General features: G+C 72.8%; 15 protein-coding genes. 6 read left to right on the top strand and 9 right to left on the bottom strand.

The genetic code is table 11. The features are described from left to right. Positions 1 to 287 precede the first annotated feature (287 nt). Positions 288 to 1,844: an ATP-dependent DNA ligase gene (locus ACGFMP_RS10220; protein WP_393671593.1), complete on the bottom strand. Its 1,557-nt coding sequence runs from the start codon at positions 1,842 to 1,844 to the stop codon at positions 288 to 290. A gap of 91 nt (positions 1,845 to 1,935) precedes the next feature. Between ACGFMP_RS10220 and ACGFMP_RS10215 the strand changes: the two genes are divergently transcribed. The 3 genes from ACGFMP_RS10215 (at position 1,936) to ACGFMP_RS10205 (ending at position 4,050) form a co-directional block, all read left to right on the top strand. Further along, positions 1,936 to 2,559: an alpha-ketoglutarate-dependent dioxygenase AlkB gene (locus ACGFMP_RS10215; RefSeq protein ID WP_393671592.1), complete on the top strand. Its 624-nt coding sequence runs from the start codon at positions 1,936 to 1,938 to the stop codon at positions 2,557 to 2,559. A gap of 346 nt (positions 2,560 to 2,905) precedes the next feature. Beyond that, complete coding sequence (locus ACGFMP_RS10210; protein WP_393671591.1) at positions 2,906 to 3,403, top strand: DUF5709 domain-containing protein; 498 nt, start codon at positions 2,906 to 2,908, stop codon at positions 3,401 to 3,403. A gap of 86 nt (positions 3,404 to 3,489) precedes the next feature. Further along, positions 3,490 to 4,050, top strand: coding sequence for a hypothetical protein (locus ACGFMP_RS10205; RefSeq protein WP_393671590.1), 561 nt, complete (start codon positions 3,490 to 3,492; stop codon positions 4,048 to 4,050). A gap of 180 nt (positions 4,051 to 4,230) precedes the next feature. Here ACGFMP_RS10205 and ACGFMP_RS10200 read toward each other — a convergent pair whose 3' ends face one another. Beyond that, positions 4,231 to 4,677 (bottom strand): hypothetical protein, encoded by a 447-nt coding sequence (locus tag ACGFMP_RS10200; protein WP_393671589.1) that lies wholly within the window; start codon positions 4,675 to 4,677, stop codon positions 4,231 to 4,233. A 189-nt stretch (positions 4,678 to 4,866) separates the two neighbouring features. Between ACGFMP_RS10200 and ACGFMP_RS10195 the strand changes: the two genes are divergently transcribed. Continuing rightward, positions 4,867 to 5,628 (top strand): class I SAM-dependent methyltransferase, encoded by a 762-nt coding sequence (locus ACGFMP_RS10195; RefSeq protein ID WP_393671588.1) that lies wholly within the window; start codon positions 4,867 to 4,869, stop codon positions 5,626 to 5,628. Between the two features lie 25 nt (positions 5,629 to 5,653). On the opposite strand, the gene ACGFMP_RS10190 is transcribed toward ACGFMP_RS10195, so the two are convergent. Continuing rightward, entirely contained in the window at positions 5,654 to 6,301 is a 648-nt protein-coding gene (locus tag ACGFMP_RS10190) for a TetR/AcrR family transcriptional regulator (protein WP_393671586.1), read from the bottom strand. A 139-nt stretch (positions 6,302 to 6,440) separates the two neighbouring features. Between ACGFMP_RS10190 and ACGFMP_RS10185 the strand changes: the two genes are divergently transcribed. After that, positions 6,441 to 7,883: an MFS transporter gene (locus ACGFMP_RS10185; RefSeq protein ID WP_393671584.1), complete on the top strand. Its 1,443-nt coding sequence runs from the start codon at positions 6,441 to 6,443 to the stop codon at positions 7,881 to 7,883. A gap of 113 nt (positions 7,884 to 7,996) precedes the next feature. Here the strand turns inward: ACGFMP_RS10185 and ACGFMP_RS10180 are convergent, their stop codons facing one another. The 6 genes from ACGFMP_RS10180 to ACGFMP_RS10155 form a co-directional block, all read right to left on the bottom strand. After that, positions 7,997 to 10,624 carry a discoidin domain-containing protein gene (locus ACGFMP_RS10180; protein WP_393671583.1) on the bottom strand — a complete coding sequence of 876 codons (2,628 nt, stop codon included), beginning with the start codon at positions 10,622 to 10,624 and terminating at the stop codon, positions 7,997 to 7,999. A 429-nt stretch (positions 10,625 to 11,053) separates the two neighbouring features. Beyond that, positions 11,054 to 11,749: a maleylpyruvate isomerase family mycothiol-dependent enzyme gene (locus ACGFMP_RS10175; protein WP_393671581.1), complete on the bottom strand. Its 696-nt coding sequence runs from the start codon at positions 11,747 to 11,749 to the stop codon at positions 11,054 to 11,056. Between the two features lie 172 nt (positions 11,750 to 11,921). Next, a complete protein-coding gene (locus ACGFMP_RS10170; protein ID WP_393671580.1) occupies positions 11,922 to 13,880 on the bottom strand; it encodes an alkaline phosphatase family protein in 1,959 nt (652 codons plus the stop codon). A gap of 183 nt (positions 13,881 to 14,063) precedes the next feature. Beyond that, on the bottom strand, positions 14,064 to 15,317 hold the full coding sequence (gene efeB, locus ACGFMP_RS10165; RefSeq protein ID WP_393671579.1) for an iron uptake transporter deferrochelatase/peroxidase subunit: 1,254 nt from the start codon (positions 15,315 to 15,317) through the stop codon (positions 14,064 to 14,066). Beyond that, entirely contained in the window at positions 15,314 to 16,597 is a 1,284-nt protein-coding gene (locus ACGFMP_RS10160) for an EfeM/EfeO family lipoprotein (RefSeq protein WP_393671578.1), read from the bottom strand. The genes efeB and ACGFMP_RS10160 overlap by 4 nt, the downstream gene beginning before the upstream one ends. Positions 16,598 to 16,866: 269 nt before the next feature. After that, positions 16,867 to 17,661: a dienelactone hydrolase family protein gene (locus tag ACGFMP_RS10155; protein WP_393671576.1), complete on the bottom strand. Its 795-nt coding sequence runs from the start codon at positions 17,659 to 17,661 to the stop codon at positions 16,867 to 16,869. A gap of 155 nt (positions 17,662 to 17,816) precedes the next feature. Here ACGFMP_RS10155 and ACGFMP_RS10150 point away from each other — a divergent pair, with 155 nt between their 5' ends. Further along, positions 17,817 to 18,665: a LysR family transcriptional regulator gene (locus ACGFMP_RS10150; protein WP_393671574.1), complete on the top strand. Its 849-nt coding sequence runs from the start codon at positions 17,817 to 17,819 to the stop codon at positions 18,663 to 18,665. Positions 18,666 to 18,668: the final 3 nt, after the last annotated feature.

The following is an 18,668-nucleotide window of genomic DNA, read 5'->3' as shown; positions in this document are numbered from 1 at the left end:
AGTGGCACCCCCGTTCCGTGGCCGAGCCTGTGCGCGGGGCCGAGCCTCTGGGGGCGCGGGGAACTGCGCGCCGAGCCACGACGTTCGGTTCGTGCGCCGGGCCACCGCAAGTGGCACCCCCCGTTCCGCGGCCGAGCGGATCCGCGGGGAACTGCGCGCCGAGCCACGACGTCGGTTCGTGCGCCGGGCCACCGCAAGTGGCACCCCCCGTTCCGCGGCCGAGCGGATCCGCGGGAACTGCGCGCCGAGCCACGACGTCGGTTCGTGTGCCAGGCCACCGCAAGTGGCTACCCCTCCGCACCCGGCAACGGGTGGGCGGCGCGCACCGCCTCCACACTGTCGGCGTCAGCCGCAGATTTGTCGTCGCGGTAGCGGACCACGCGCGCGAAGCGCAGGGTGAGCCCCGCGGGGTAGCGCGGTGAGGTCTGGATCCCGTCGTAGGCGATCTCGACGACCAGTTCCGGCCTGACGGTGACCACGCGACCGTCATCCCGCACCGCAATCGCGAGCAACCGCTCCGTCTGCCAGCCGAGCACCTCGTCGGTGAGCCCCTTGAACGTCTTGCCGAGCATGACGAAGGAGCCGTCCGCGCCCCGCGCCCCCAGGTGCAGATTGGAGAGCTTGCCGGTGCGCCGCCCGTGCCCCCACTCGGCGGCGAGGACCACCAGGTCCAGCGTGTGGACGGGTTTGACCTTGATCCATGAGGCCCCGCGCCGCCCGGCCGCGTAGGGGCCGTCGTCCGCCTTGACGACGACCCCTTCGTGCCCGCGCCCCAGCGTGGCCGCCATGAATTCCTCGGCTGCGGCCGTGGCCGCCTCATCCGCCGGGTCGGCGACGACCGCCCGCCGCACCCTGGACTCCGGCGGCACCAGCGCCTCGAGTGCTCGGTGCCGCAGCCCGTAGGGGAGGTCGAGCAGGTCGCGGTCGCCGGCGTAGAGCACGTCGAAGAAGACCGCGCTGACCGGCAGCGCGCGGGCGGCCGCGGCGACGTCCACCCGGGAGCCGACCCGGCCCGCCGTCTCCTGGAAGGGTCGCGGCCGCCCGTCGGCGTCGAAGGCGAGCACTTCGCCGTCGAGTACGAACCGCTCACCGTCCAGCGCCCGCACCGTCGCGACGATCTCCGGCAGCCGGTCGGTGACGTCGTCGAGCGTGCGGGTGAAAAGCCGCACGTCGTCGCCGTCGCGGTGGGCCTGGATGCGGATGCCGTCGAGTTTCTCCTCGACCGCGCACGGCCCGCCCGCCTTCGTGACGGCGTCGGCCACGGATTTGGCCGAGGCCGCGAGCATCGGCAGCAGCGGCTGCCCCACGCTGAGCCGGAAGCCCCGGAGCGCGTCCGGCCCCTCGGCGAGCACCGCCTTGGCGACGGGTTCGAGCGCACCGGCCAGCATGACCGCCCGCCGCACGGCGGCGGGCTCCGCGCCGGTGGCGGCCGCCAGGCCCTCCGCGGCGGCCGCGTCGAGCGCGCCCTGCCGGACTTCGCCGGTGATCAGGCCGATCAGATACTCCTGCTCGGCGGCCGTGGCCGCGGCCAGCAGGTCCTGGAGCAGCCTGCGGCGCCCGGCCTGCGCGCCCTGGCCGGTGACCGCGGCGACCGCGGTCAGGGCCTCGTCCACGTCGGCGACGGTCAGCTGCGGGAAGGGCGCGGGCTCCGCCCGGTCCCGCAGCGCGGCCCACCCGACGCCGAGCCGCCCCTGCGGGAGCCGGCCGGCGACGTAGGCGATGGCGATCGGAGCGTCCAGCGGGCCGACGTCCCGGAAGAAGTCGGCGAGCAGTTCGGTCTTGCGGGTCCGCGACGATGTGCCTGCGACCTCCCGCGAGACCCGGGCGACCTCATCGAAGAGCATGTCTCCATCGTGCGACGCCCCGAGAGGAAGTGCGCGGTTTCACTCGAAAGGGGAATCGAAAAGATGTGCGACCCGGAGTTATGGTGGAGGCATGTCCCACCTGCAGACCTCTCTTTTCGCCACTGGCGCCCCGGTCCTCGGCGGCCTTGACCGGCTGCGCCGCACCGTCCTCGGGCACGGCGCGTGGATCGACGTGCTGCCCGGCTGGCTGAGCGGCGCGGACGACCTCTTCACCGAGCTGGCCGCCGAGGTCCCGTGGCGCGAGGAGCGGCGCGTCATGTACGACAGCGTGGTCGCCGTGCCGCGCCTGCTCTCCCACTACGGCGAGGGCGAGCCGCTGCCCGACCCGGTGCTCGCCGAGGCCCGCGACCGGCTCAGTGCGCATTACGCGGCGGAGCTCGGCGAGCCCTTCGTCAGCGCCGGGCTGTGCTTCTACCGCGACGGCCAGGACAGCGTCGCCTGGCACGGGGACCGTTTCGGCCGCGGCGCCACGCGCGACACGATGGTCGCGATCCTCTCGCTCGGCGACCCCCGGCCGCTGCTGCTGCGCCCGCGCGGCGGCGGCGCCCCCGCCTCCAGGGTGCCGCTCGGTCACGGCGATCTGATCGTGATGGGCGGCAGTTGCCAGCGCACCTGGGATCACGCGATACCCAAGACCCGGGCGGCCGTCGGCGGCCGGATCAGCGTGCAGTTCAGGCCGCGCGGCGTGGCCTGACCGGCCCGCGGGCCGCCGGCGGCCGCCGCCCGCGGGCTCCCGCAGCCAGGCGGGGCGGACCGGGCCGCGTCCGCCGGGGCGCCCGCAGGCGCGGGAGGCGGGTTCGCGCGCATGATGGAGAGGGGGCGTCCGGCGTATTCGGCCGGTCGCGGCCTCGGCCGGTTTCCGCCACTGGCGGGAGGGCAGGCGGGTGGACGAGCCGCCGCGGCGGCGCAGGCGTACCACCCCAAGCAGGAAGGACGTGGTCATCCGTGCGAACCGCATCCCCCTCAGCACACCCGACCGCTGTCCCGCGGGCGGCGGCTGGCGCACACCTCAGGTCGCCGGGTGAGACAGGTGCGGCGACATGACCGAGCGGATCGACGGCATCATGGGCGACGACGTTTACCAGCCGGACGGCAGCGAGATCCAGGAGGACACCGGTCCCCTGGAGCCCGAGGACACCCTGGACGACCGGGGCATCCCCGAAGTGCTCGACGAGGGGTATTCGCCCCCGGAGCGGCCCTTCGGCGTCGACCAGGTGGGGACCACCGCGGCCGAGCAGCAGGAGGGCGAGAGCCTGGACGAGCGGCTGCCGCGTGAGCGGCCCGACATCCAGGTGGAGGCCGACGACGGCCTGGGGGACGCCACCGACACCGACGGCGAGCTGATGGACTGGGAGGCCGGCGAGCTGCGTTCCGGGCGGCTGGTCGCCCCCGACGAGGGCGCGCACATCCGCGAGGACGGCATGGTCGGCGAGGACGTGGGCATCGACGGCGGTGCTGCCTCGGCCGAGGAGGCCGCGGTGCACGTCGTCGAGGACACGGACTGGCCGTCGCAGGACGACGAGGACGAGGACGAGTGATCGCGAGGAGCACAGCGGCCCGACCGTTCGGCCGGGCCGCACGGGTGGAGTGAACGACACCGCAGCGAAGGCGAGGAGTCGGTGCCATGAGCGACATGATGAAGCCCCAGGACACGGCCGGAGTGCCTGCCGGCCACGAGCGGATCAGCGGGCCGGCGAACATCCGCGGCGAGGCCGAGTTCTTCGACGCGCGCGCCCGGGCCGACTCCGAGGCGGTGGCCACCGCGCGTGCGCACCACGAAGGCCTGTCGGCCCAGGTGGTGGCGTCGGCCAACCGCGTGCACGAGATGCTGGACCGGATGCGGCACGACGGCACCCCGTCCCGCGCGGAACTGCGGCCGCTGGCCGCCGCGCTGACCGAGCACTGCCGGCTGGTCGAGGCCACCGCACACCGGGCGCTCAAGGACCACCACGCGGCCCTCGGCGCGGTGCGGGAGGACCACGCGGAGGGCGAGCGGCTGCGCGGCCTGCTCGACTACCTGATGACCGGCGACATCCCGGAGGGCTCGTATCCGCTGACCGTGGGCGGGACGCTGGCCGACATCGACCAGTACGTCGGCCATGAGCAGCGCGACCTGGTCCCCGCGATCGAGCGGGAGCTCTCGCCGCTGGAGAGCGCCCGCCTGGCCAGGGCGTTCCCCGGCTGATCGGTGAGGCGCCCCCGATACGGCAGGGCCGCCCGCCAGCCGTGAGGGCGGACAGGGACCGGCGGTCCCGCGAGGGTGACCGGGCGGGTCGCCGTGCGGACAGCGGGCACGGGGCAGCGAGGTGGCCGCCGTACCTGCGGCGGCCACCTCGCTGCCCTGCCGTCGGCGCCGGTCGCGGGGTCAGAGACCGATGAACTGGTAATCCGTCGCGATCCGCCCGTCCGGTCCGAGCAGAAGCACCTCGAGCCCGCCGCCCTGCGCCGCACCGCCGTCCACCGGCGCCCACTCCCAGCTGAACCTGACCACGTCGTGCAGCCGCTGCACATCCCCGCGGACCCGGAACCGCGAGGCGCCGGGCGCGACGAACTCCTCGTAGGACGTCCGCACCCGGAATTCGAGCGCGTCATGGCCGCGTGCTTCCAGGACCACGGTCCGCATTCCCACCTTCGCCGCCGCCTCCCGCATCTCCTCCGGCGGTTGCAGGACCTGGAGCGCGTCCTCGCCCCACAGCTCCTCGACGGCCTTGCGCCGTGCCCCCGGGTCCGGTTCGTTCCACACCGCGATGTAGCGGTCAGCGAACGCGGTCGGGTCGGCGTGGGGGTCGGTGCTCTGATCGATGTCGGCCATCGGTGCCACCTCGCTGGAAGTCGTCGTGCAACGCGCGTCGTTGCTCCAGCGACTGTGCTGCGCCCCGCGGAGCCGGACAATTCCCGCCAGGGAATGGCCCGTCCGGCCTCTTGCGCCCCGCCCCTGTGCTCAGGGGCCGGCGGTGAAATCCGCTGGCCTCCGGCGCGTGCCCGCGGCCATGCTGTGATCGTGGCAGACGGCTTCGAAGACCAGGTGGCCGAGGCCGGCGCGGTGTCCGTCGAGGGTTGGGACTTCTCCTGGCTCGACGGGCGGGCGACCGAGGAGCGCCCGTCCTGGGGCTACCAGCGGGCGATGGGGGAGCGGCTGGCCGGGGCCACGGCCGCGCTGGACATCCAGACCGGTGGCGGCGAGGTGCTCGCCGGGGTGCCGCGGCTGCCTCCGCTGATGGCCGCCACCGAGTCGTGGCCGCCGAATCTCGCCAAGGCCACCGCGCTGCTCCACCCGCGCGGGGCCGTGGTGGTCGCGGACGCGGACGAGCCGCCGCTGCCGTTCGCCGACGGTGCCTTCGACCTGGTGGTCAGCCGGCATCCCGTCACCGTGTGGTGGGAGGAGATAGCCCGGGTGCTGCGGCCGGGCGGCACGTACTTCTCGCAGCACGTCGGCCCCGCGAGCGCCGTCGAGCTGGTCGAGTTCTTCCTCGGGCCGCAGCCCGGCGCGGCGGGCGGCGCGCGGCATCCGGACCGGGCCAGGCAGGGGGCGCGGGAGGCCGGGCTCGACTTGGTCCAGCTGCGCGAGGAGTCACTGCGGATGGAATTCCACGACATCGGCGCGGTCGTCTACTTCCTGCGCAAGGTGATCTGGATGGTGCCCGACTTCACCGTCGACCGCTATCGGGACCGGCTGCGCGATCTGCACGACCGCATCATTGCCGAGGGGCCGTTCGTCACCCGTTCCACCCGCATGCTGGTCGAGGCACGCAGACCGGCCTGAGGGCTGTCCCGCGCGTCGTGCCGGATCAGCCGCGCGGCGCGTAGTAGGTCAGGAACATGTCGACGCCGGCAGTGATCAGCTGTTCGGCGAGCGCGTCATCCATGCCGGCGCCGTATGCGGCGTACATCATGTGCGGGAAGACCAGCAGCGAGTACAGCTGGACGACGGCCAGTTCGACGTCGGGGATGTCGAGCCGCCCCGCGGCGGCGAGCTCGGCGAGTGCGGCGCCGGCCGCCGGGTGGTGCAGGGTCGGGCTGTGGTGCCGCCAGGCGTCGTGCAGTTCGGGGAAGCGGTGCGCCTCGCGGGCCAGCAGGTTGCGCATGGCCAGCACATCGGGGTCGGAGCGGATGGCGGACACCCAGGCGCGGGCGGCCCTGGTGAAGGCGGCGCGCAGGTCGTCGCTGTCGGCCAGGTCGGCCACGTCGGTGGTCAGCGTGTCGCCCAGCGGCGCGTCCAGCGCCCCGGTGATGACCTCGACGAAGAGCGCCTGCTTGCTCCCGAAGTGGTTGTAGACGGTCACCTTCGACACCCCGGCCTCGGCGGCGATCAGGTCCACGCTGGCGTCGAAACCGTCGCGCAGGAAGACCGTTCGGGCCGCGGTGACGATGGCCTGCCGCTTGCGCTCGGCGCGCGGGCCGGTCGGGGGAGCGTGGTCAGCCGTCTTCTCGCTCATGGGCAGCAGTCTAGCCGCGCACCTGAACTGAACCGTTGAGTTCATATGAACTGTGCCGTACAGTTCACTTCCAGGTTCTCCCGTGCCGTGTCCCCCTCCCGTGCCCTGCTGCCGCGCGCAATCCGAGGAAGCGAACGCCATGACCCACCCGACGCTGGACCCGCTCGATCCGCACCCCGCCCACGGCCCCCACGAAGCGGCGCCCGACCCCCGCCGCTGGGCCGCGCTCACCGTGATCTGCCTGGCCCAGTTCATGCTGGTGCTCGACGTCACCGTGGTGAACGTGGCGCTGCCGGGCATCGCCCGCGATCTGCACCTGGACCGGACCACCCTCACCTGGGTGGTCACCTCCTACACCCTGTGCTTCGGCGGCCTGATGCTGCTCGGCGGCCGGCTGGCCGACGCGCTCGGCGCCCGCCGCACCGTGACCGCAGGCCTGGCGCTCTTCACCGCGGCCTCGCTGGCGGCGGGCGCGGCCACCGGGGCGGCCATGCTGATCGGCGCCAGGGTTGCGCAGGGCGTCGGCGCGGCGCTGCTGTCACCCGCCGCGCTGTCCCTGGTCACCACGACCTTCCACGGCAAGGAGCGCACCAAGGCGCTCGGCGTGTGGGCCGGTATCGGCGGTGCGGGCTCGGCCGTCGGCGTGCTGCTCGGCGGTGCGCTGGCCGGCGGTCCTGGCTGGAGCTGGATCTTCTACGTCAACGTCCCCGTCGGGGTGCTGGCGCTCACAGCGCTGCCCCGGCTGGTCGCCGCCCGCGCCCCGCGCCCGTCCCGGCTCGACGTGCCCGGCGCGCTGCTGGTCACCGCGGCCACGACGGCGCTGATCTACGGCCTGGTCAAGGCAGGCGACACCGGCTGGGACGGCACCGCCACCGTGCTGCCGCTCGTCGGCGCCGCCGTGCTCTACGCCCTCTTCGCGGTCACCGAGCGCCGCACCGCGGCGCCGCTGATGGACGTGACGATGCTGACCAGGCGGCCGGTGGTGGCGGCGGCCCTGCTGATGCTGATCGCCACCGGGCTGCTGATCGCGACCTTCTTCCTCGGCTCGGTCTACCTCCAGCAGGTCAGGGGCCTGAGCGCGCCGCGGACCGGGCTGGTCTTCCTGCCGGTCGCGGTCACCACCGCGCTCGGCGCGCAGACCGCGAGCCATCTGCTCGGTGTCGTCGGCAGCCGCCCGACCGCCGTGGCCGGTATGGCGGTGGCGGCGGTCGGCATGGTGCCGCTGACCCGGCTGGACGGCGGCACCGGGATCAACTCCGTGCTGATGCCCTCCCTCTCGGTTGCCGCGCTGGGCATCGGCGCGGTCTTCGTCACCGCCGTCACCACCGCGATGGCGATGGTGCGGCCGACGGAGTCAGGGCTGGCGTCGGGCGTGGTCAACACCTTCCACGAGGTCGGCGGCTCCATCGGGGTCGCCGTCGTCTCCACGGTCGCCGCGACCGGCATCGAGGTGGGCAGCCCCTCCGGTTTCGCGCGGGCCTTCACCGTCCTGGCCGTCGCGGCAGGGGCCACCGCGGTGGTCGCCGTCGGCCTGGTGCCGCAGGGCCGCCCCAAGCCGCCCGGCGGCGGCCACGCCCACTGAGCCCGCGTCCGCCGGCCGGTACGGCGGAACGGGAAGGGGCCGCCGTCCTCGTGGAGGACGGCGGCCCCTCGGGTCACCGTGTCGGATCGGCCGTCAGTCGCCCGGCCGGCCGGCTACGGGTACGACGTCACGGTCGACGGCGTCGTGCCGGTGCCGGACGTTCCCGGACCGATGTTGTTGATGACATGGGCGTATTGGCCCATACCGCCGAGCGACACCACCAGCAGGTCGTGGAACTTCACCCCTGCGGTGGCCGGTGCCTCGAACCCGTGGTCCTGGATGATCGACGGGTCCGCGGTGTAGTTGCAGTAGCTGCCCAGGCCCCAGCCCTCGTGCGTGGTGACGTTGTCGTCCACCTTGTACGCGGCGAAGCCCCTGATGCTGCCGTTCTGGACCGCCGCCTGGTTCGGGGCGTCGTACGCCTTCTCGTTCTGGAAGAAGATCGTCTTGCCGTTCTGGCCGTGCCACTCCACGTCGTACTTCTTGAAGTGCTCCACGAACAGACCGGTGGCCAGCACGTTGTTGCCGTTCACCTTGAGGCCGATGTCGGCCGGGTTGACCGTCCAGCCGGTCGGTGCGCTGCCGTGGTCGGCCCGCCAGATCCAGGTGTGGTCGATGATCACGTCATTGCTGTTGATCTCGAACGCGGTCTGCGCCTGCGCCGGACGGGCGCCGCCGACCCGGACGAAGACGTCCTGGACGGTGGTGGGGTTGGCCGCGTGGCTCGCGGTCGAACCCTGCGCGCCCACCTGGAGCAGCTGCGGCGAGTTGCCCGCACCCGCGTCGATCAGGAAGCCGGCCAGCCGGACGCCGTCGACGTCCGAGACCTTCACCGCGTCCACGCCGTTGTCCGGCACGATCGTCGCGTAACCGAGCCCGAGCACCACGGTGTTGGCGCGGGTCACGTTGATCGGCTGGTCCACGTGGTAGATGCCGGGGGTGAAGACCAGGTTGAGGCCCTGGGCGAGCGCCGCGTTGATGGTCGCCGCGGTGACGCCCGGCTTCGCCACGTAGAACTGGCTCAGCGGGATGGAGGTACCCGGGGTGTTCGGCCACGACACGCCACTGGCGTTGGTGCGCAGGTTCGGCACGAACACCGAGTAGTTGCCGCTGCCGTCGAGGTACATGTACGGCTTCTCGCGCGACTCGGGGGTGGTGGCCAGCGTCGTGTAGACCGGGTTCGGGAAGCCCTGGGCGGGGGCGCCCTGGACACCCGAGAAGACCATGTTCCACACACCGTTGGTCCAGCCCTGGATGGAGCTGTCGCGGGTGTACCACTGCTGCTGCGAGTACGGGCCGACGGTGCCGTCGATCTTGCTGTCGGCGATGTAGCCGCCGGAAGCCCAGCCGTAGCTGGCCGGAGCCAGGTTCAGGCCGCCCTGGACGTGGACGCGACGGAAGGGAGCCGCCTGCGCGACCGCCCAGCGGTCGGTGCCGTTGACCGGCTTGATGGCCAGGTTCTCCACGGAACGCCAGAAGTTCTGGGTGGCGTTGCCGTTGAACCAGCCGGCGTCCACGGTGATGTCACCGTTGATCTGGACGTCGTCGGGGTTCTTGCCCAGGCCCGAGACCGAGGTGTAGAAGCCGACCTGGTCGTTGAGCCCGTTGTAGGTGCCCGGCTTGAAGAACACCTGGTAGCGGGCGTCGCCGAACTGGTTGCTCTCCTGCTGCTGGAAGATCTGGTCCAGCTGGCCCTGGATGTTCGGGGTCGAGGGGTCGAAGACCTTGACGTTGGAGCCGAGGTCGCCGCCGCCCTGGATCGGGCCGCCCGGGTCGGTGGGAGGCGGGGTGGTCGTGCCGCCGCCGCCGGTGCCGTAGACCTGGAACTCCCACAGCGAGTAGCCGTAGCCGGTGGCGCGGGCGGTCCCGTACAGCCGGACGTAGCGGCCGGTGCCGGTGACGTTCAGCGTCTGGTTGCCGCCGGTGCTCGTGGTGGTGGAGTAGATGTCGGTCCAGGCCGAGCCGTCGGCCGAGGTCTGGATCTTGAAGGCCTTGCCGTACGCGGCCTCCCAGTTGAGGGTGACGGACGAGATGGTGGCCGTGGCGCCGAGGTCGACCTGCAGCCACTGCGGGTCGGTGGCCGCGCTGGACCAGCGGGTGCCGGTGTTGCCGTCGACGGCCGCGGACGCCGGGGTGCCGGCGTTCTCGGTCGAGGAGGCGGTGGCGGTCTTCCCCTGCGACAGCAGGGTGCCCGAGGCCGGCGGGGTGGTGCCGCCCGTGGAGCCGTAGACCTGGAACTCCCACAGCGAGTAGCCGTAGCCGGTGGCGCGGGCGGTCCCGTACATCCGGACATAGCGCCCGGAACCGTTTACGGCGAGCGTCTGGATACCGCCGGTGCCCGTGGTGGTGGAGTAGACGTCGGTCCAGGCCGAGCCGTCGGCCGAGGTCTGGATCTTGAAGGCCTTGCCGTACGCGGCCTCCCAGTTGAGGGTGACGGACGAGATGGTGGCCGTGGCGCCGAGGTCGACCTGCAGCCACTGCGGGTCGGTGGCCGCGCTGGACCAGCGGGTGCCGGTGTTGCCGTCCACCGCCGCGGACGCCGGGGTGCCGGCGTTCTCGGTCGAGGAGGCGGTGACGGTCTTCCCCTGCGACAGCAGGGTGTCGGCGGCATGCGCGGAGCGCATGGGCACGAAGAGCAGCAGCGAGGCGATCAGCGCTGTGATGACCGCCGCGGCCGTCTTGCGCCGGTTCGACAACACCGAGGTTCTCAGCGCGGTCGTACCGGTGGGGGGAGCGAGCATGGGCGACTCTCCTGGTTTCACAGGTGGGGGAGCAGTGGGGTGCGCGTCCGGCCATACCTCGGCCCGACGGTGAATCAGGTGCCGTTCACGTCCCGGCAAGCGCTCTCCCGGCGGAAGTCCGATAGAAATGAGAGCGCTCTCCCGGCACACACCGCGATGTTTCTCCCTGTGTTTCATCCATGTCAAGAGTTGTGCACAAAGCCGAGGAGGCGAAAAGGGGAAGCCTCCACAAGTCCGGCAATTGGCCCGTAACTTGCGACAGGCCTTGAACTTGGCGCGGTGACCAGCGCGTATCGCAGAGGGTGTTCGGAAGTCGGCGTCGCCGTCACCCTTGCTGCACCTCGGTCGGCCAAGAGGCGCGCGGCGGACGGGCCGTGAGGTGCCTTCAGTTCGTGAACGCGGAAGCGGCGCGTCCTGTTCTGCGGCGGGTCAGGCGACCAGCGGCCCGCTCAGCACGGCCTTCCCGGCCTCCCGGTCGCCCTTCCAGGCCAGGCTCGGGTGGTCGGTCGGCAGCCGTCCCCAGAGCATCAGCAGCAGCTCGCCGGCCGTCCCGGTGACCGCGGCGGCCGGCGCGCCCGGGCCGTAGGTCCAGGAGCTGCCGGTGTCGGTCGCCTCGACCAGCACCGCCCGGGTCGGCGCGGCGGCCCTGCCGACCGCGATCTGCCGGGGCGCGAAGGTGTCGAAGACCTCGGCGACGCCGTCGGCGGCCAGTTCCGGGTCGAAGGGGGCCGGTGCCTGGCCGCGGGCGTGCTGGGCGTCCCAGCGGTGCACCAGGGTCTCCAGGCAGCGCCGCCGCTGCCAGAAGCCCACCGTGTGCGGCGGGTGGAAGGTCCAGGCGGGCGCGGCCGGATCGGTGTCGAGCGTGCTGAGCACGGTGTCCACCTGCCGGTCGAACCAGCGCAGCAGCGGGCCGGCCTCGCGCGGCGGCGGGGGGTGGCGGTGCCCGGGATGGCGGGCGGTCACCGCGGTGACCGCCCGGCGGTGGCCCGCGCCCAGATGGGCGGCCAGGTCGTACAGGGTCCAGCTGCCGCAGTGCTCGACCGGCACCGCCAGGTCGCCGCTCAGGCAGTCGCGGAAGGCGTCGGTCTCGCGGCGCAGCGCGGGGAGATATCCGGCGGTTTCCATGCACAGACCCTAAACCCGGCGTGTCGCACCCGGTGGCTGCGACGCTCCGGCGCACCCGGCTGCCGCGGGCGGGCGCGCGAAGGCCGCCCCGGTGGTGCCGGGGCGGCCTCGGTGGACCGGGGTCAGGGTGACCGGTCCTGCTGCGTGCCGTGCGCGTGCGCGGCGGACGCCGTCAGGCGGTGGTGGCAGCCTGGCGACGGTTCTTGCGGGCGTAGTAGAGCGCTCCGCCGCCGACCAGCAGGACACCGGCGGTGATGCCGAGCGGGAGGGCCGGCGAGGAGCCGCCGGTCTCCGCCAGGGTCTGGGTGGACGCGTTGTTGCCCGAGCCGCCGGTCGTCGAGCCGTGGCCGCCGGTGGAACCGCCGTTGCCGTTGCCGCCGCCGTTGGCGTTCGAGCCGCCGTTCGAGCCACCGGTCGAACCGCCGTTGCCGTGCGTGTCGATCGGCTTGACCGACTTGACCGAGCCGTCGGTGTTGAGCAGCACCTGCTTGTTGTTCGGGTGCTTGAAGTCGAAGGCACCGTTCAGCGAGTTGGCACGGGTGTCGAAGGCCGCGTCACCGACACGCCCGGTCTTCCAGTTGTCCTCGATGAACTTGGTGATGGAGGTCTGCTCGGTGCGGGTGTGGTCCACCGAGTTGACCTTGCTGTAGGGCGAGATCACCAGCAGCGGCTGCCGGGTGCCCGGGCCGCAGCGGTCGGAGTAGCCGCCGGCCGACTTCGGGCCCGCCTGGCAGGCCGGGCTGTCGACGGCCTTGCCGTTGGAACCGACCGTGGCGTCCTTCGAGCCGTTCTGCGGCTTGGCGTACGCGTGGTCGTACCAGCCGTCGGAGTCGTCATAGGAGACGACGACCGCGGTGTCCTTCCACTCCGGCGACTGCTGGAGCTGGTTGATCTCCTTGATCAGGAAGTTCTGCTCGTCGATCGGGTCCGAGTACGCGCCGTGGCCGTCCTGGAACTCGGCAGCCTTGAGGAAGCTGACCGCAGGCAGGTTGCCCGCCTTGAGCGCCGAGTCGAAGTCGGTCAGGTCGTAGTTGTGGTTCGCCTGGCCGTTGTGGCCGATCTCGGCGGTGGTCTTCGGCGCGAGGTGGTGCGGGTTCGCCGTCGACTTGTAGTACTGGAAGGGCTCGTGGTGCGCGCTGTAGTCCACCGAGGAGGCGCCGCCCACGTTGGTGTGGGTGTTGCCCTGGCAGCTGGCGTAGTCGCCCGACTTGCCGTCCCAGGGGGTGGAGGGGCGGAAGCCGCCCTGGAACCAGCCCCACGTCACGCCCTGCTTGTTCAGCAGGTCGCCGACGTTCTTGCCCTGCATCGCGGCCAGCGCGTTGCTGCTGGTGTGACTGGCATCCGCGCAGTCGTCGAAGGCCGGGTCGGGGTCGTTGATGACCGTGCCGACGCCCCTGGCGTCCGGGGAGACGACCGTGTACGCGTCAGGCGTCGCGGTCTGCTTGGGGTTCTCGGTGCCCGACTTGGGGTCGACCGAGACCACGCCGTGCGTCTGCCCGGAGATCAGGTTGAGCGCGCCCGGGGTGGAGGGGCCGTAGGTGGTGCTGAAGGAGTTGTCGCCGAGCGAGTAGTGCTGGGCGTAGTTCCACAGGCCCGTCACGGTGTTGCCGTCGTAGTAGTCCATCACCAGGCCGGGCTCGCCGAACAGACCGCCGGAGCAGGTGCTGGTCTCGGTGTTCTGCACGTACTGGTCGGCCTTGCCGCCGTTGGCGGCGTACTGCTCAGCGCCGTAGTTGTGGTTCTGGTCGCAGGTCACGGCCTGGCTCGGGGCGAGCCGCTTGGGCGGGTACTGGTTGGGGTTCTTCTTCAGCAGGCCCGCGTGGCCGAGGGTGTCGATGTTCTTCGGCGTGTCCTTGGCCGCGGTGAACTTCGTGCCGTCGGTGTTGGCCGCGACCGGGTAGCTGCCGAAGTAGTGGTCGAACGAGATGTTCTCGTCGAAGATGACCACCAGGTGCTTGATCGGGGTCGCCGTCTTGCCGCCGGCGCCGTTCTGGTCGTGCGAGTCGGCGTGGGCGGGGGCCGTGCCACCCGCCAGTACGAGTGCCGCAGCCCCGGCGAACGCACCCCAGCGCGCCGCGCGCCTGCGCGCGCCCGCCCCTCTTCTCCTGCTCGTACCGCCTGTGGTGCTCATGCTTTCTCAGCCTCCGCTAAGTGGCGCTCTACGTGTGCCGCCGTGGATTCGTGCACGTTGTCGAACGCGATCGTCCGGTCGATCCGCGACATGACAACCACCCCATGGTGGAGCCAGGGTGAACAGCGGGTCAGTAAATCCAGGACAAGTCTTGACTCGCCCTTTGCGCACCGGGTGCCGGTTTCAGGCCAGCAGGGCGCGCCCCAGCCAGTCGGATCGGTCCCGCACCCCCGGCAGCGCGTAGAAGTACCCGCCACCGAACGGCGAGATGTAGTCCACCAGAGGTTCACCGGCAAGTCGCTGCTGGACCGCGGCGAACTGCCGCTCCAGGTCCTGCTGGTAGCAGACGAAGATCAGCCCCATGTCGAGGTCGCCGTTGCTGTCCATGCCCCGGTCGTAGTTGTAACCCCGGCGCAGCAGACGCGAGTTGTCGGTCTTCGCGGTCCGCGGGTTGGCCAGCCTGATGTGGCTGTCCAGCGGGATGACGTCACCGGTCGGATCCTGGGAGAACTTCGGCGTGTCGAACTCGTGCGAGCCGTCGAGCGGCGCGCCGGTGTCCCGGCTGCGGCCGAACATCCGCTCCTGCTCGGTGATCGAGACCCGGTCCCAGAACTCCACCAGCATCCTGATCAGCCGGACCACCTGGTACGAGCCGCCCGCCGTCCAGGCCGGTTCTGCGCCCGCCCCGACCCACACCAACCCGTCGGCGACCGACGCGTCCTTGACGTCAGGATTGGCCGTGCCGTCCTTGAAGCCCAGGTGGTTGCGGGGGGTGCCGCTGGGCCGCGGCGGGCTGGTGAAGCCGTCCATCCGCCAGCGCACCTGCATGCCGCCCCTGGTGTTGCGGGCGATGTCACGCAGCGCGTGCAGCACGGTGTCCGCATGCGGCGCGCTGAGCTGGAGGCTCAGATCGCCGTGGCACCACGCCTGGTCGAGGTCGTCGTCGTCGAACGCGGGCATCTGCGACAGCCGCAGCGGCTTGCGGTCGGACAGCCCGAACCGCCCGTCGAAGAGCGACGCGCCCACCCCCGCGGTCACCGTCAGGCCGTCGCCCGGCACCTGCGGGCCCAGCGTGCCGCTGTCGGACGGCGAGTCGGTGATGCCCAGCGGGGCGGGTGTGCCGCCCGAGGTGAGGAAGCGCGCCCGGTCGGTCACCGTGTGCAGCAGCTCGGTCAGCTCCCGCCGGTCGGCGGCGGTGACGTCGAAGGACAGGAAGGCGGTGGACAGCTGGACGTCCTCGACGATGCCCGCCTGGTGCACTCCGTGGAAGCCGGCCCTGCGGGATATGGGGGACCCGGTCGGGGTGGCCGCCGACGCGGCGGATCCGGCCAGGGCCGTGGCGCCGCCGGCGACCGCGCCGACCGCGCCCACGCCCAGGGCCGCGCCGCGCAGGAATCCGCGCCTGCGCAGGTCGCCGCCGTGCTGGGTGTCGGTCATGCCGTCCTCCGTACTTCGAAGATCGCCGCCACCGGGGCGAGTTGTTCGAGCAGATCGCCGAAGGCGGCGTTGATCTGCTGGCGCTGGGTGTGGGTGAGCCGGTCCACCGGCGTCCAGTTGCCGCCGTGCCGCTGGGCGTCGAGGGCTGCCTGGGCGCGGTCGAGAGCGGCGTCGAGCTTGGCGAGCCCGGCGTCGCGGGGCACCAGCAGGCCGCGCAGCCGGGCCAGGATCGCCCGGGTGCCGTCCAGGTTGGCACGTGCGGTGGCCAGATTCGTCCCGCTGCCGTAGTCCGTACGGGCGGTCAGCTCGAACTGGTCGGCGTTCTCGATGATCTCGTGGGCGCGCAGGCCCATCGCCGCAGGATCCATCCGCTGCTCGGGCCAGCCGGCCAGCAGGGTGTGCACCGCGCCGTCGAGCGCGGCGGCCGGTGCGCGCAGCGAGGCCGCGGACTCGCCGTGCCACAGCCCGTACTCGATCCGGTGGAATCCGGCGAAGTCCGGATCCTTCACCGCGCCAGGGGTACGGGCCACGGTCCCGTTGATCGCCGCGTCCGCGTCGCCGAAGGTGTCGTAGGCGGCGCCCATCCGCTCGTAGACCAGATGGGCGGTCAGCCAGTCGCGGCGGGCCGCGGCCAGGTCGCCCCGGCCGATGTCCGCCTTCAGGGTGCGGGTGCCGGCCGCGAGGTCGGCGATCCGCTGCCCCACCCATTTCTGGTACTCCAGCGTCGGGGGGATCAGGTCGTGCTGGTTGACGGGGGCGGCGGCGGGGCCCTGCGGCTGCTTGCCGGCCACCACGACGGTCGGCCCCGACACGGCGTCGGTGTCGTTCTGGAGGCACTTGAAGGCGTAGCTGCCGCTGCCCAGGGCGACGGTCATCGGCCGGGTGCTGCCGGGCGCCAGGCCCTCCACCTCGCCGTAGATCCGGCCCGTGCGCGGGTCGGTGAGGTCGACCTCGGAGGCGGTGCTCGACACGTTGTGCAGGTCGAAGACCTGGGTGCCGGCCTGGGGGCGGCTCCAACCGCGGCCGCAGCCGCCGGTCGAGACCTCGATCGCGGTGTGCCGCAGCCCGTCGGCGGGGGCGGCGCCCTTGGCGTCGGCCCGGGTCGGGCCGCCGCCCGTCCCGGCGACGAGCACGGTGGCGGTGACGGCGCCGGCGACGGCGATCACCGCGGCGACGGCCTGCCACCTGCGGGTGAAGCGGGTCCGGGAGTCCCCGGGGCCGCCGGGGGACTCGGGCGCTTCCGGGTCCTCGGCGGCCGGGGGCGGGTGTGGTGTACTCATGCCGTCAGGTTCGGCGGACACACCGGACCTCCAGTTTCGGTGCAGTGGTATCGAACGCGGCTCATGCTAAGCACCGTGCGGCCCGGCCATACGGCTGCCGATGGCCGGGAATCCACAATTCCGCGCCAGTTCACCATCCGGTCACCAAGGGCACCCTTACCGGGGTTTTCCCGGGTCGCCGAATCCCCGGATCGCCCGGTCGCGGGGTGACGGCCGCTCGGGCGGCCGGAGGCGGCGGGCCCCCGGCCGGCGGATGCCGTGACCGCACGTCACGGACGGGCGAGGGGGCCGGGCCGGTGCGCGCCGGGGGCCGTCAGGAGCGCCTCGATGCGGTGCCAGGCGTCGGACGCCTCGCGGGGGCGGTAGGTGTCGCGCTCGTCCGCGAGGAAGCCGTGCGGGGTGCCGGGGTAGACCACGACCTCGTGCGGGACGCCCGCGGCGGTGAGGCGCTGCCGGGTCAGCCGGGTCTGGTCCTGCGTGACCACATGGTCGTCCGCGCCCACCAGGTACAGCACCCGGCAGCCCTGGTCCGCGATGCCCTGCGTGAGGTCGAGCAGCGGGTCGGGCGTGCTCAGCGCGGTGCCGGTGACGTCGAGCCAGCCGGGATAGACCACCGCCGCAGCCGACAGCGGCACCTGGCTCGCCGCGTAGAAGGCCAGGTGGCCGCCCAGGCTGAAGCCGGCCATGGCCGGCCGCCCCGCGGAGTCCCCGCGCTCCTCCAGATGGGCGATCACCGCGAGCAGGTCGGCCTTGACCCCCTCGCGGGTGAGCCGGTCGAGCAGCGCGTGACCCTGCGCGCGGCCCCGCTCGTCGGCGGTGCCGCAGAAGCCCGGCGCGGTCCTGTGGTGGAAGTCGGGTACGACCGCGAGCAGGCCGAGCCCGGCCAGCCGGTCGGCGGTCCTGCGGATGTACGGCGTCACGCCGAACATCTCGAACCCGACGATCACCGCGGGCCACGGCCCGCCGCCCGCGGGCCGGGCGACGTACGCCGCCATCGGCTCGGTGGCGCCGGCCACCGTGATGTGGACCGTCCTGCCGGTGACGGGACCGGATATCGCTTCCATGACACTCCTCGTGCGCTACCGCTGCCTGACGACCTGTCCGAGTCTGCGGGCGGCCCGGCCGCCCGGTCCAAGACCCGTTCCGGGCGCGGCGATACCCTCGGCGCATGGCCGCCGCACCGCGCACCGCGCGGCACCGCGGAGGAAGGGGGGCGGCAGTGGATCTCGACCTGCGCAAGGTGCGCTACTTCGTGGCGGTCGCGGAGCGCCTGCACTTCAGCCGGGCCGCCGAGGACCTGCTCATCGCCCAGCCGGCGCTGAGCCGGCAGATCCGCGCCCTGGAGAGGGAGCTGCGGACCGAGTTGTTCGTCCGCGACAGCCACCGGGTGGAGCTGACCGCCGCAGGCCGCCGGCTGCTGGACGACGCGCGGCCGCTGCTGGCCGCGGCCGACGCCGCCCGGCGCCGGGTCGGCCGGGCCGCGGAGGGCGAGGGACGGCTGGTGGTCGGCTTCCGCAGCGGCATCCGGGTGACCGACGCGGTCCGGGCGTTCGGCGCCGACCACCCCGGCGTGACGGTCGAGGTGCGCCGGGTGGAGTGGGACGACCAGGCGGAGGCGGTGCTCGACGGACGGGTCGACCTGGCGTACGTGAGGCTGCCGGTGCTCGAGTCCGGGCTGGCGCTGACACCCCTCTACGGCGAGCCGCGGATGGCCGCGCTGCCCGCCGGGCACCCGCTGGCCGGCCGCGAGCGGCTGACCGCGGCGGAGTTCGCCGCGCAGACCGAGATCCTGCACCTGTGCGGCAACACCGAGGCAGCCGGCCCCGGGGAGGTCTCCGCGGTCCGCACCGTCGAGGAGAAGCTGGAGTACGTGGCGGCCGGCCGCGGGCTGACCTGCCTGCCGCGCTCCGCCGCGCTGCTGTACCGCCGCCCCGACGTCGTCTACCGGCCGGTCACCGGCCTGCCGCCCGACCAGGTCGCGCTGGCCCGGCCGGCGGCGCGGCCCTCGCCGCTGGCCGACGCCTTCGCGGCGGCGGCGCGGCGTACGGCGCCGGCCGCCGCGGACTGAATC

The sequence above is a fragment of the Streptomyces sp. NPDC049040 genome (assembly GCF_043197715.1).
In the GTDB taxonomy this organism is placed as follows: domain Bacteria; phylum Actinomycetota; class Actinomycetes; order Streptomycetales; family Streptomycetaceae; genus Actinacidiphila.
Note: the sequence above shows the minus strand (reverse complement) of the source record. Positions and strands in the feature narration are given on the sequence as shown.